Source organism: Actinosynnema sp. ALI-1.44 (assembly GCF_001984155.1).
GTDB lineage: Bacteria > Actinomycetota > Actinomycetes > Mycobacteriales > Pseudonocardiaceae > Kibdelosporangium.
In genome coordinates this window covers 47,840-60,489 of record NZ_MTQO01000049.1, presented here as the reverse complement: position 1 = coordinate 60,489, position 12,650 = coordinate 47,840, and the positions used below count along the sequence as shown (strand labels likewise).

The following is a 12,650-nucleotide window of genomic DNA, read 5'->3' as shown; positions in this document are numbered from 1 at the left end:
GTGGGTGACGGCGGTCACATCGTCATGATTTTGTGACGCCTCGTGCCCTGAAAGCCACTCGATGCCCAAGTTAACGTCCTCTCACACTTCGGGACGGAGGACTTCATGGGCACAAGGGCGGGTGCGCTGACGGCTGCGCCGTTAGCTTTGGTCTTGGTTCTCAGCGGTTGTGGCGGTGGTGGTGGCGGGGCGCCAACGGGCAACAACGCGACCGCCGACGCCACGATCACGATCTACGGCACCAACCCGCCGGGCAACATGTTGCCCGCCAACGCGACCGACGCCGGGTCGGCCAAGATGCAGGAAGGCGTGTACTCCCAGCTGATCGGGTACGCGCCGACCGACGGCAAGCCCTTCAACCAGGTCGCCGAGTCGATCACGACGACCGACTCCAAGGTGTACAACGTCAAACTCCGCAAGGGCTGGAAGTTCCACGACGGCACCGAGGTCAAGGCCAAGAACTTCGTCGACGCGTGGAACTGGGGCGCCTACGGCCCGAACGCGCAGCTGAGCGCGACCTGGTTCAAGCAGATCGACGGCTTCGACGACGTGTACACCAAGGACCCCGACGGCCCGTCCGGCCCGCAGAAACCGGCCACGCCGTCGTCGAAGACCATGAAGGGCCTCAAGGTCATCGGCGAGCACGAGTTCGAGATCGCGCTGAAAGCGCCGTTCTCGGTGTTCACCACGCTCATCGGCTACACCCCGTTCGCGCCGCTGCCGGACAAGTTCTTCGCCGACCCGGTGGCGTTCGCCAAGGCGCCGGTCGGCAACGGCCCGCTGAAGTTCGTGTCGTTCACGCCGAACGTGGACATCAAGCTCACCCGCAACGACGACTTCCCGCTCGAGCAGAAGAAGGTCAAGTTCAAGAACCTGACCATCAAGATCTACTCCCAGCAGGAGGCGGCGTACAAGGATCTGCTGTCCGGGCAGCTCGACTTCATGGAGGCGCTGCCGCCGTCGGCCAAGGCGGGCAGCAAGTACAAGACGGAACTCGGTGACCGGCTGCTGACCGCGCGGCTGCTGTCGATCTCGACGCTGACGGTTCCCGAGTACCTGCCCGAGTACAAGAACCTCGACCTGCGCAAGGCGATCGCACTGGCGATCAACCGGGACCAGATCACCAAGACCGTGCTCGCCGACACCTACGTGCCCGCCGACGGCTGGGTGAACGACAACATCGAAGGCTACGAGAAGGGTGTCTGCGGCGAGTTCTGCCAGTACGACGCGGTCAAGGCCAGGGAGTACTACCAGCGATCGGGGCACACGGGCAAGATCACCATCCAGTCCAATGCGGACGGTGGCCGCAAGGAGCCGCTGGAGGCGGCGTGCAACAGCATCAAGAACGCGATCGGTGTCGAGTGCACGTTCGTCGGCGCGACCAACTTCGGTGACTTCCGCAACCTGATCGACGGCCGGAAGCTGACCGGGCTAGGCCGCTCGGACTGGGGCGCGGACTACGCGGAGATCGAGAACTTCCTCAACCCGCTGTACCGCACCGGCGGCTCGTCCAACGACTCCAAGACCTCGAACCCCCAGCTCGACTCGCTGCTGGCGCAGGCGGACGCGACCGCGCAGCGCGCCGACGCGATCAAGCTCTACCAGCAGGCGCACCACCTGCTGCCGACGTACTTCCCGTCCATCCCGGTCTGGATGGAACGGGGAGTCGGCGCGAAGTCCACCAACCTCGAAGCCGCACAGTTGAACTTCAAGCGGCGGCTGGAGTACGCGTCCGTCGTCGTGAAGGCCAAGGGCTGAGGCGATCCAGCACACCCGGGCCGGGTTCGACTGACCCCGGCCCGGTGTCCTGTTCATAGGAGCATGTGATGGGTCGATATCTGCTGCGGCGGTTGCTGCAGTTCGTCCCGGTCTTCCTTGGAACGACCTTCATCGTCTACACGCTGGTCTGGGCGGTGCCCGGCGATCCGTTCGCGGGCAAGTGCGGCGAGCGGCAGTGCCCCGAGACGTTCATCTCGCTGATGACCGACCGGTACGGGCTCAACGACCCGTTGGTCGTGCAGTACTTCACCTACCTGGGCAAGGTCGTGTCCGGCAACCTCGGCGAGACCTTCAGCGGTGTGTCCATTTCGGAGCAGCTGCTGAACTCGGCGCCGATCACGGTCCGGCTGGCGATCGTCGCACTGCTGATCCAGATCGTCATCGGTGTGGTCGCCGGTGTCATGACCGGGATCCGCGGCCGGGGCTTCCTCGACAACCTCGTGCTGGTCTCGACGCTGTTGCTGATCTCGCTGCCGACGTTCGTCACCGGTTCGGTGCTGCAGATCCTGCTCGGCGTGGAGTGGGGGATCATCGACCCGACGGTGTCGCCCGAGGCCACCTGGGGTGAGCTGATCGTTCCGGGGTTCGTTCTCGGTGCCATCTCGATGGCCTACGTGACAAGGCTGACGCGCACCAGCATCGCGGAGAACAGGCGTGCCGACTACGTCAGGACCGCGATCGCCAAGGGCCAGCCGACCCGGCGCGTGGTGTTCGTGCACCTGCTGCGCAACTCGGCGATCCCGGTGGTCACGTTCCTCGGCACGGACCTCGGTTCGTTGATGGGCGGCGCGATCGTCACCGAAGGCGTGTTCAACATCAACGGCATCGGCGGGTTGATCTTCCGCAACATCGCCGAGAAGGAGGGCGTCATGGTGACCACCATCGTGACCCTGCTCGTGCTGGTCTACCTGCTGATGAGCCTGGCCGTCGACCTGCTGTACGCCGTCCTTGACCCGAGGATCCGCTATGAGTGACCCGCAGGCGCTCGACACCTTCTCCGGCGCGGACGCCGCCGACCTGGCCACGACCGAAACCGGCGAGCGGCAGCGAAAACCGCGCAGCCTGTGGGGCGACGCGTGGATCCAGTTGCGCCGCAAGCCGATGTTCTACATCTCCGGCGTGATCATCGTCGTCGTCGCGCTGATGGCCGCGGTGCCCGACCTGTTCACCTCGCGCCCGGCGGACTTCAACAACCTGGACTTCGCCAGCCAGCCGCCGTCCGCGTCGGCCTGGTTCGGGTATTCCTTCCAGGGCTACGACATCTGGGCGCGAGCGGTGCACGGCGCCCGCGCCACGTTGCTCGTCGGGATCTTCGCGACGCTGATCACCGTGCTGATCGGCTCGTTGATGGGCATCATCGCCGGGTTCTACGGCCGGTTCGTCGACGCGTTCCTCTCCCGGTTCGGCGACATCTTCGCCGGGTTGCCGTTCGTGCTCGGCGCGATCGTCATCCTGACCACGTTCAACCCGCCCGGTTCGGAACCCAGCGGCACGGCGATCCTGGTGCAGGTGATCCTGTCGATCTCAGTGCTGTCCTGGCCGGTGTCCATGCGGATCATGCGGTCGGCGACGATCGTGGCCAAGCAGCTGGACTACGTCAAAGCCGCGCGGGCGCTCGGCGCGAGCACCCGGCGGATCATCTTCCGGCACATGCTGCCCAACACGGTCGCGCCCGTCCTGGTGTACGCCACGATCGCGCTCGGCGCGTTCATCGCCGTGGAGGCGACCCTGGCGTACCTGGGCATCGGTGTGCGGCCGCCGGTGGTGTCGTGGGGCGTGATGATCAACGACGGCAAGGACTACGTGCAGAACTCGCCGCACGAACTGCTGTTCCCCGCCGGTCTGGTGACGATCACCGTGCTGGCCTTCGTCATGCTCGGCGACGCGGTGCGCGACGCACTCGACCCCAAGTCACGGTAGGAGCCTTCAATGTCCACAGTGTACGACGGGGAGCGGGGCGAGTTCGTGGCGGGCGAGGAACAGGCGACCGCGCCGCTGCTCGAAGTCGAGGACCTGCGCGTGGAGTTCCGGACGAACGACGGTGTCGCCAAGGTCCTCAACGGTGTGTCGTACCACGTCAACGCCGGGGAGACCCTCGCGGTGCTCGGCGAATCGGGTTCCGGCAAGAGCGTCACCGCGCAGACCGTGATGGGCATCCTGGACACGCCGCCCGCGGTCGTGCTCGGCGGCCACGTCCGGTTCCACGGTGAGGACCTCCTCGCCGCCAGGCCGACGCGCCGGATGGAGGTCCGCGGCGCGGGCATCGCGATGATCTTCCAGGACGCGTTGTCGGCGCTGAACCCGGTCTTCACCGTGGGGTTCCAGATCGCCGAGCAGTTGCGCGTGCGGCGCGGGCTGACCAAGGCCGAGGCCCGCAAGGGCGCGATCGACCTGCTCGACCTGGTGCGGATCCCGCACGCCGGACAACGCTTCCGCAGCTACCCGCACGAGTTCTCCGGCGGGATGCGGCAGCGGGCCATGATCGCGATGTCGCTGGCACTCGACCCGGAACTGCTGATCGCCGACGAGCCGACGACCGCGCTGGACGTGACCGTGCAGGCCCAGATCATGGACCTGTTGCGGGACATCCAGCGAGAACGCGACATGGGCCTGATCCTGATCACGCACGACCTCGGCGTGGTCGCCGAGGTGGCCGACCGGATCGCGGTGATGTACGCCGGGCGGATCGTCGAACAGGCGGACGTGTACTCGCTGTTCCGGACACCGGCACATCCGTACACCGAAGCGCTGTTGCAGTCCCTGCCGCGCCTGGACCTCAAGGGGCAGGAGCTCAAGGCGATCAAGGGGCTGCCGCCCAGCCTCGCGCACATCCCGTCCGGCTGCCCGTTCCACCCGCGCTGCCCACGAGTGGCCGCCCGGTGCTCCCAAGAGGTGCCCGCGTACCGCCGAGTGGCGGACGGCCGGTTCTCCGCGTGCCACTTCGCCGAGGAGTTGATCCCCCGTGGCTGAGGCGATCCTCGAGGTCCGCGACCTCGTCAAGCACTTCCCGGTGCGCGTCGGCGTGCTGTTCAAGCGCACGGTGGGGCACGTCAAGGCGGTCGACGGCGTGTCGTTCGAGCTGCGCAGGGGCGAGACGCTCGGCATCGTCGGCGAATCCGGCTGCGGCAAGTCCACACTGGCCCAGGTGCTGATGCGCCTCGAACCGCCGACGAGCGGAACGGCGTCGTTCGAGGGCAAGGACATGTTCGCGTTGCGCGGCGCGGAACTGCGGCGGCTGCGCAGGAACGTGCAGATCGTGTTGCAGGACCCGTACACCTCGCTCAACCCCAGGATGACCGTGGGTGACATCATCGGTGAGCCGTTCGAAATTCACCCGGAGGTCGCGCCGAAGGGCTCGCGTGAGGGCGAAGTCCGCGAGCTGCTCAACGTGGTCGGGCTGAATCCCGAGCACATCAACCGCTATCCGCACCAGTTCTCCGGCGGCCAGCGGCAGCGCATCGGCATCGCCCGCGCGCTCGCGCTGCGCCCGAAGGTGATCATCTGCGACGAGCCGGTGTCCGCATTGGACGTGTCGATCCAGGCGCAGGTGATGAACCTGCTCGGCGAGCTGCAGCGCGACCTCGGACTGTCCTATGTGTTCATCGCACACGATCTGTCGGTGGTCCGGCACCTTTCCGACCGCGTCGCCGTGATGTACCTGGGCAAAGTTGTCGAAATCGGTACCGAGGAGGAAATTTACGGCCAGCCGTCGCATCCGTACACGCAGGCGCTGCTTTCGGCCGTTCCGGTGCCGGATCCGCTGCTGCGTGGCCGAAGGGAAGTGATCCGGTTGGCCGGTGACGTGCCGAGCCCGGTTGATCCACCCTCCGGATGTCGGTTCCGCACGCGGTGCTGGAAGGCGCAGGATGTCTGCGCAGAGGAGGAACCGGAGCTCATCACCCGGGTGGCGGGGCACCCGAGCGCCTGTCATTTCGCTGAGGCGCACGTCGTAGTAGGGGCAGAAAGGGAGAATTCGTGAGACGCAGAACTGTGTTGGCGGTGGCGGCGTTGCCGCTGTTCGCCGCACTGACCGCCGTGACGGCGCCGACAGCGTCGGCGTTACCGCGGCTGCAAGGAAAGAGCGTCGACTACAACGTTCTCGCCGCGCCGGGCGCGGGCGTCGAGACGATCGAGGCGGCCGCACGGGCGGCTGGGGGCCAGGTCGTGTCGAGCAACGCCGCGGTCGGACTGATCACGGTCACCGCGCCGGAACAGGGCTTCACCGAGCGTGTCAGCAGGGCACGAGGTGTGACGGCGGCGGCACGCAGCCGCGTCGTCGGCCACGCGCCGAAGACCGAGAGCGCGCCGAAGCCGGACGACGTGGAGAAGGAAGCCGCGGGCCTCGCGCCGTCGCCGAGCCCGGCGACGCAGAAAGCCGCGAAGGCGAAGGAAACCAAGGAACAGGCGCAGCCGCGGTCGCTGGGTGCCACCCAGTCGGTCGCCATGGACCCGCTCGACGGCAACCTGTGGGGTCTGACCTCGATCCGCGCGGACCTGGCGCGGGACAGGTCGATCGGTGACCGGCGGGTCAAGGTCGGCATCCTGGACACCGGTGTGGACGGCAAGCACCCGGACATCGCACCGAACTTCGACCGCGCGCTGTCGCGCAACTTCGCCAAGGACATCCCGTTCGACGAGCTGGGCCAGGTCGTGGACGGGCCCTGTGAGTTCCGCGGCTGCATGGACCCGTCGGACTGGGACGACCACGGCCACGGCACGCACGTCGCGGGCACCATCGCGGCCGCCGCGGACGGCTTCGGCCTGTCCGGCGTCGCACCCGGTGTCTCGATCGTCAACATCCGCGGCGCGCAGGACTCCGGCTCGTTCTTCCTGCAGCCGGTCGTCAACGCGATCACGTACTCCGGTGACGCCGGGCTCGACGTGGTCAACATGTCCTTCTTCGTCGACCCGTGGCTGTACAACTGCGACAACAACGCAGCCGACACCCCCGAGCAGCAGGCGCAGCAGCGGACCATCAAGACCGCGATCTCCCGCGCGTTGGACTACGCGTACCGCAAGGGTGTGACCCAGGTCGTCTCGCTGGGCAACCAGCACACCGACCTCGGCAACCCGAACCCGGACGCCGAGAGCCCGAACTACCCGGCAGGCACGGCGCACAAGCGCACGATCGACAACGCCTCCTGCCTGTCGCTGCCGGTCGAGGGCCCGCACACCGTCGGTGTCGCCTCGTACGGTCCGTCGGGTGCGAAGGCCGACTACTCCAACTGGGGCACCGAGCAGATCTCGGTGTCGGCACCCGGTGGCTACATCCGCGACTACTTCGGTACGCCGTGGTTCGGCGCACGGGAGAACGCCGTTCTGTCGACGTACCCGCGCAACGTCGCGCTGGCCAACGGTCACATCGACGCGGCGGGCAACATCACGCCGACCGGTGCGGGACTCAAGATCCAGAAGCAGGTCAAGCCGGACGGCACGGCCGCCTACTACCAGTGGCTGCAGGGCACCTCGATGGCCTCGCCGCACGCCGCCGGTGTCGCCGCGCTGATCGTCAGCCAGTACGGCAACTACGACGCCCGTGGCGGCGTCACGCTGAACCCGGACCGGGTCGAGCGCGTGCTGCAGGGCACCGCGACGAAGACGCCATGCCCGACACCGCGGACCGTCGACTACCTCAAGGAAGGCCGTGACGACTCGTACACCGCGACCTGCCTGGGTGGCCTGGAGTTCAACGGCTTCCACGGTGCCGGTCAGGTCGATGCCCTCCAGGCACTGGTGAGCGGAGCGGACTTCCTATGAGAAAGACAGTCATCGCCATCTCGGCTCTGCCGCTGCTGGTGACACTCGTCGCCGCGCCGACTGTGTCGGCGCAGCCCGAGCTCTCCGGCACACCGGTCGAGTTCAACGTGCTGGCGAAGGACGGTGCCTCGGCGGCGACCGTCGAGCGGGCCGTGCAGGCCGCCGGCGGCACGGTCGTCGAGCGCAACGACGCCGTCGGCCTGATCACCGCCAAGGCACCGGTGAACGGCTTCCGCGAGCGCCTGGCCACGAACGGCTCGGTGCTGTCGGCGGCCAAGGTCCAGTCGATCGGCCACGCACCGGACCGTGCCGCCAAGAAGCGCAAGGCCGACGCGATCGAGAAGGACCGCGGCAACGGCAACAAGGCGCAGAACCAGGCCAGGACCCCGGTCGGGCTCGACCCGCTGGACGAGCAGCTGTGGGGCTTGAAGTCCATCCGCGCGGACCTGGCGCGGGACAAGACGATCGGTGACCGGCGGGTCAAGGTCGGCATTCTGGACACGGGGGTGGACGGCAGGCACCCGGACATCGCGCCGAACTTCGACCGCGCGCTGTCGCGCAACTTCGCCAAGGACATCCCGTTCGACGAGCTCGGCCAGGAGGTCGACGGGCCGTGCGAGTTCCGCGGCTGCATGGACCCGGCGGACGTGGACAACGGCGGTCACGGCACACACGTCGCGGGTACCGTCGCCGCCGCGGCCAACGGCTTCGGCCTGTCCGGTGTGGCCCCCGGTGTGTCCATTGTGAACATCCGAGGTGGCCAGGACTCCGGGTTCTTCTTCCTGCAGCCGGTGGTCAACGCGTTGACCTACGCGGGTGACGTCGGCCTCGACGTGGTCAACATGTCGTTCTACGTCGACCCGTGGCTGTACAACTGCGACAACAACCCGGCTGACACGCCGGAACAGCAGGCACAGCAGCGGACCGTCAAGACGGCCGTGAGCCGTGCCCTGCGTTACGCCCGCAACAAGGGCGTCACGTTGATCTCGGCGTACGGCAACAACGCCACGGACGCGGGCAAGCCGAAGCCGGACACGTCCAGCCCGGACTTCCCGGCGGGCACCGAGCACCCCCGCACGATCGACAACGCGACCTGCCAGTCGATGCCGTCGGAGGACCCGAACGTCATCAACGTGTCGTCCTACGGCCCGTCCGGTGCCAAGTCGGACTTCTCGTCCTACGGCCTCGAGCAGATCTCGGTGTCCGCGCCGGGTGGCTTCCGCCGGGACTACTTCGGTACGCCCTGGTACAACAGCCTCGACAACATGATCCTCTCGACGTACCCGCAGAACGTGCTGGTCACCGAGGGCTTCGTGGACGCGGCGGGCAACGTCACCCCGGACGGCGTCGCCGTCGGTGTGGTCAAGCTCGACCGGCCGGGCGCGTACTACCGGCCGTTGCAGGGCACCTCGATGGCGGCCCCGCACGCGGCCGGTGTCGCGGCGCTGATCGTCAGCCAGTTCGGCAAGTTCCGCGGCGGCCACGTCGCCCTTGACCCGAGCAAGGTGCGGCGAGTGCTGGAGAACACGGCGACGAAGACACCATGCCCGACACCGCGCACGGTCGACTACACCCAGATCAGCCGCCCGGCCGACTGGACGGCGACCTGTGAGGGCGACCTGAACTTCAACGGCTTCTACGGCCACGGCCAGATCGACGCCTACCAGGCGCTCGTCGGCGGCGCGAAGTTCGCCAAGTAGCAAGAAATCTCGTGAGTGTTCGGTCCGGTTCCAACCGGGCCGAACACTCACGAGGGCTTTTCAGCGGTTCGAGGCGTTTCGGACGAACGCGGCCAGATCCGCCGACTGCTGCAGCCTGCTGGGCTCGTGGACGTACATCATGTGCCCGGCCGGGTAGTACTTCGTCTCGATGTTGCCCCGGAGCTCCGCCGGAATCGCCAGGTGCGCCAACACGTGCTCGGCGGCGTAGTACGGCGTCGCGCCGTCGTGGTAGCCGGACGCCACGTGCACCTTCAGGCTGTTGTTCGACCGGATGGCCGCGGCGAGCTTGTTCGCCACGGTGACCGAGGCGTTCTCGAACTCCTTGTAGGACCACGGGTGCACGTTGCCGGTGAGGATCTCGTACGGCAGGTCGTTGGCGTACTCCAGTTCCGCGCGGAGGTAGTGGTTCAGCGCGGCGGTGTACGGGCCGAGAATGGCGGCGTACGACGGATCCTCGCTGAACAGCTCGCGGCCGTAGTCGGCGTCCCAGCCGACGAACCGCGCGTCCAGGCGCCCGGTCACCTTCCGCTGGTCGCGCAGCACCTCGGTGTAGAACCGGACGTGCTCGACGCGCAGGTTGACCCGGTCGACGTAGTCCGGCTCGAGCCCGGTCAGCGCCGCGACCTTGTCCACGATGGACTGCCGGTCGGCCAGACGCGAGCCCTGCGCCAGCGCCCACGGGTAGTCGCGGGACGCGAACTCCTCGGCCTCGGCGAGCACGTCCTCGAGCGAGCGGTCGCCGTGCAGGCCGTGGTAGTGCGCGATCGCCGCGTACGTCGGCAGGAACAGAACGTACGGCAGGTCGTTGCCCTCGGTGAAGTCGATCGTGCCGAAGTCGAGGACGGACGAGATGAGCATGACCCCGTTGAGGTACATGCCGTGCCGCGACTGCAGGTGCTCGGCCAGACCGGCCGCGCGCAGCGTGCCGTAGGACTCACCGGCCAGGAACTTCGGCGACAGCCACCGCTGGTTGCGGGACGTCCACAGCCGGATGATCTCGCCGACCGACTCGATGTCCGCGGAGAAACCGTGGAAGTCGCCCGGCTTCTCGCCCTTCGTGGCCCGCGAGTAGCCGGTGGACACCGGGTCGACGAAGACCAGGTCGCTGTGCCTGAGCAGCGTCTCGTGGTTGTCGACGAGCTGGTACGGCGGCTTCGCCATGTCGCCCGCGTCCCCGGAGACCACCCGCCGGGGGCCGAAGACACCGAGGTGCAGCCACACGCTCGACGACCCGGGACCGCCGTTGAACGCGAACGTGACCGGCCGGGTGGCCGGGTCGGCGCCGTCGGCGGTGTAGCTGGTCATGAAGACCTCGGCCTTGGCGATGTGGCCGTCGACCTTGCCGTCAGTGAGCACCTCGCGACGCAGGACCACACGCCCGGCGGTCGCCGTGTACGCGAGGTCACCGATGACGTGACTGGTCGTGACAAGGTCGTCGGTCGGGTCGGCGGGCTTGGGCTGCTCGTCGTTGTCTGCCATGCCTGAACCCTATGTGGTGGAGAATCATGAAGTGACCATCGCCGACCTGGACCACGCGGTGACCGAGTGCCGCGCCTGCCCACGACTGGTCGACTGGCGTGAGCGGGTGGCGCGGGAGAAGCGGGCGGCGTTCCGCGACCAGACCTACTGGGGCCGCGCGGTCCCCGGCTTCGGCCCGGCGGACGCCCGGATGGCGATCGTCGGCCTGGCCCCGGCGGCGCACGGCGCGAACCGAACCGGCCGCATGTTCACCGGTGACCGCTCCGGCGACTTCCTCTACGCGGCCCTGCACGCCGCCGGCCTGGCGTCCCAACCGACCTCCACGAGCGTCGACGACGGCCTGACCCTGCACGGAGTGCGCATCACCGCGCCGGTGAAGTGCGCGCCACCGGAGAACAAGCCGACACCGGCCGAGCGGGACACCTGTCGCCCGTGGCTGGTCGAGGAGTTCGCGCTGCTGCGGCCCACGCTGCGCAGCGTCGTGGTGCTCGGCGCGTTCGGCTGGCAGGCCCTCATGCCCGCGCTGGCGTACTGGAAACTGCCCTCGCCACGGCCGAAGTTCGGCCACGGCGCCACGGTCACGTTGCCCGCCACCGACGACGGCCCTGACCTGACGCTGATCGGCTGCTACCACGTCAGCCAGCAGAACACGTTCACCGGCAAGCTCACGCAGGCGATGATGGCCGAGATCCTGACCAAGGCGAGGAAAGCCGCCCACATCCCCTAGCGCGGTCCCACCCTCCAGCGCGGGGTGTGTGAATGGGAAACACGGTGTGGTTTGGCAGTGGAGTTTGGGATGCTCTCGGGATGAGAGTCCGACTGCCGGTGTTGCTCGCGGTCGCTGCCTGCCTGGTGCTGGCCGTGGTGGTGTCCCGGGGGACCTCGGCGATCCCGACCGGCGTCGTCGATCCCGGTTCGCAGTCCGGATCGCAGGGCAGCGGGGGCGTCCCGCCCGATTCGCCGCCGGTCCCGGACGAGTTCTTCGGATACGGCGCGGGTGTGCTGGTCGTTCTGGTGCTCGTCGTCGCACTCCTCGGATTCGCCCTTGTCCTCGCGTCGTTGGGCGGGATGAGGGCACGCCGCCACAAGCGGATCCGGCAACGGGCGATCCTCGCCGACGACGCGGTCGACGGTGAATCGTGGCTCGCGGCGGCCGGGAAGCGGGCGTTGCTCGAACTGGACCGCAAGATCGGCGGCCCGCCGTCGGACGCGGTCATCGCGGCCTGGGTCCAACTGGAGCGGTCCGCGGCCGAGACGGGCGTCGAACGACAGCCGCACCAGACGCCGACCGAGTTCACCGCCGCCGTCCTGACCGAACAGAACGCGGACGAGGAAGCGTTGGCGACACTGCGAACGCTGTACCACCGGGCCAGGTTCGGCAAGCCGGGTGGCATCACCGACGACGACGCGAGACGTGCGCGGCAAGCATTGGAGCAGATCACATGAAGCCGTTGCCCGCCATCCTCGTCGGTGCCGCCGCGGGAGTGCTCACGGCCGTGCTCGCCGGCTGGCTGATGGTGATGCCCGTGTTCTGGGCGGTCGCAGTCGCGATCCCGATCGCCGCGGTCACCACGATGGCCGTGGTGGTCACCGGTGTGGCGGCGCCGATGTGGGCGGCGTTGCCCGCGCCGGACGAAGCACTGACCACGCATCAGGCGAGCGCGCTGTCGTCGCGATTCGCGGAAGCCGCGAAGGATCCGGGCCGGTTCCGCACCAGGGTCCAGCCCCGGCTGCGCAAACTGGCCGCCGACACGCTGCGGCACAGGGGAATCAGCCTCTCGGACGAAAGGGCCCGGCTGGTGCTGGGCGACGAGCTCCACACCCTGATCACCGACCGGGACGCGCGGCTGCCGTCCCCGCGACGGCTGAGCGAACTGCTCGGCCGACTGGAGGAGAAGTGACCACATCGGACGT

Annotated in this window: 11 protein-coding genes; 10 read left to right on the top strand and 1 reads right to left on the bottom strand. The window is 68.0% G+C overall.

What is annotated here, in order from left to right; all coding sequences use genetic code 11:
- Nucleotides 1–105 precede the first annotated feature (105 nt).
- The 7 genes from ALI144C_RS30255 (at nt 106) to ALI144C_RS30225 (ending at nt 9,236) form a co-directional block, all read left to right on the top strand.
- Nucleotides 106–1,758, top strand: a complete 1,653-nt coding sequence (locus ALI144C_RS30255; RefSeq protein WP_076990607.1) for a peptide ABC transporter substrate-binding protein — start codon at nt 106–108, stop codon at nt 1,756–1,758.
- Nucleotides 1,759–1,826: 68 nt separating this feature from the next.
- On the top strand, nt 1,827–2,753 hold the full coding sequence (locus ALI144C_RS30250; protein ID WP_076990606.1) for an ABC transporter permease: 927 nt from the start codon (nt 1,827–1,829) through the stop codon (nt 2,751–2,753).
- Entirely contained in the window at nt 2,746–3,699 is a 954-nt protein-coding gene (locus ALI144C_RS30245) for an ABC transporter permease (protein ID WP_076990605.1), read from the top strand. Before ALI144C_RS30250 ends, ALI144C_RS30245 begins: the two co-directional genes overlap by 8 nt.
- 9 nt (nt 3,700–3,708) lie before the next feature.
- A complete protein-coding gene (locus ALI144C_RS30240; protein ID WP_083753520.1) occupies nt 3,709–4,749 on the top strand; it encodes an ABC transporter ATP-binding protein in 1,041 nt (346 codons plus the stop codon).
- Nucleotides 4,742–5,758: an ABC transporter ATP-binding protein gene (locus ALI144C_RS30235; RefSeq protein ID WP_076990604.1), complete on the top strand. Its 1,017-nt coding sequence runs from the start codon at nt 4,742–4,744 to the stop codon at nt 5,756–5,758. The genes ALI144C_RS30240 and ALI144C_RS30235 overlap by 8 nt, the downstream gene beginning before the upstream one ends.
- A complete protein-coding gene (locus tag ALI144C_RS30230; RefSeq protein ID WP_237774386.1) occupies nt 5,755–7,536 on the top strand; it encodes a S8 family serine peptidase in 1,782 nt (593 codons plus the stop codon). The genes ALI144C_RS30235 and ALI144C_RS30230 overlap by 4 nt, the downstream gene beginning before the upstream one ends.
- A complete protein-coding gene (locus tag ALI144C_RS30225; RefSeq protein WP_076990602.1) occupies nt 7,533–9,236 on the top strand; it encodes a S8 family serine peptidase in 1,704 nt (567 codons plus the stop codon). Before ALI144C_RS30230 ends, ALI144C_RS30225 begins: the two co-directional genes overlap by 4 nt.
- A 60-nt stretch (nt 9,237–9,296) precedes the next feature.
- Here the strand turns inward: ALI144C_RS30225 and ALI144C_RS30220 are convergent, their stop codons facing one another.
- Entirely contained in the window at nt 9,297–10,736 is a 1,440-nt protein-coding gene (locus tag ALI144C_RS30220; protein ID WP_076990601.1) for a S10 family peptidase, read from the bottom strand.
- On the opposite strand from ALI144C_RS30220, the gene ALI144C_RS30215 reads away from it, so the two are divergent.
- From ALI144C_RS30215 to ALI144C_RS30205, 3 genes are all read left to right on the top strand, one after another.
- Complete coding sequence (locus ALI144C_RS30215; RefSeq protein ID WP_076990600.1) at nt 10,735–11,463, top strand: uracil-DNA glycosylase; 729 nt, start codon at nt 10,735–10,737, stop codon at nt 11,461–11,463. The genes ALI144C_RS30220 and ALI144C_RS30215 overlap by 2 nt on opposite strands.
- A gap of 80 nt (nt 11,464–11,543) precedes the next feature.
- Complete coding sequence (locus ALI144C_RS30210; RefSeq protein ID WP_076990599.1) at nt 11,544–12,182, top strand: DUF4129 domain-containing protein; 639 nt, start codon at nt 11,544–11,546, stop codon at nt 12,180–12,182.
- Nucleotides 12,179–12,637, top strand: coding sequence for a hypothetical protein (locus ALI144C_RS30205; RefSeq protein WP_076990598.1), 459 nt, complete (start codon nt 12,179–12,181; stop codon nt 12,635–12,637). Before ALI144C_RS30210 ends, ALI144C_RS30205 begins: the two co-directional genes overlap by 4 nt.
- Nucleotides 12,638–12,650: the final 13 nt, after the last annotated feature.

Bases quoted from the DNA above. Each gene is read 5' to 3' on its own strand.
- ALI144C_RS30205 (WP_076990598.1), top strand. From the start codon at position 12,179: ATGAAGCCGTTGCCCGCCATCCTCGTCGGTGCCGCCGCGGGAGTGCTC.
- ALI144C_RS30250 (WP_076990606.1), top strand. From the start codon at position 1,827: ATGGGTCGATATCTGCTGCGGCGGTTGCTGCAGTTCGTCCCGGTCTTC.
- ALI144C_RS30210 (WP_076990599.1), top strand. From the start codon at position 11,544: ATGAGAGTCCGACTGCCGGTGTTGCTCGCGGTCGCTGCCTGCCTGGTG.
- ALI144C_RS30255 (WP_076990607.1), top strand. From the start codon at position 106: ATGGGCACAAGGGCGGGTGCGCTGACGGCTGCGCCGTTAGCTTTGGTC.
- ALI144C_RS30225 (WP_076990602.1), top strand. From the start codon at position 7,533: ATGAGAAAGACAGTCATCGCCATCTCGGCTCTGCCGCTGCTGGTGACA.
- ALI144C_RS30220 (WP_076990601.1), bottom strand. From the start codon at position 10,736: ATGGCAGACAACGACGAGCAGCCCAAGCCCGCCGACCCGACCGACGAC.
- ALI144C_RS30245 (WP_076990605.1), top strand. From the start codon at position 2,746: ATGAGTGACCCGCAGGCGCTCGACACCTTCTCCGGCGCGGACGCCGCC.
- ALI144C_RS30215 (WP_076990600.1), top strand. From the start codon at position 10,735: ATGCCTGAACCCTATGTGGTGGAGAATCATGAAGTGACCATCGCCGAC.
- ALI144C_RS30240 (WP_083753520.1), top strand. From the start codon at position 3,709: ATGTCCACAGTGTACGACGGGGAGCGGGGCGAGTTCGTGGCGGGCGAG.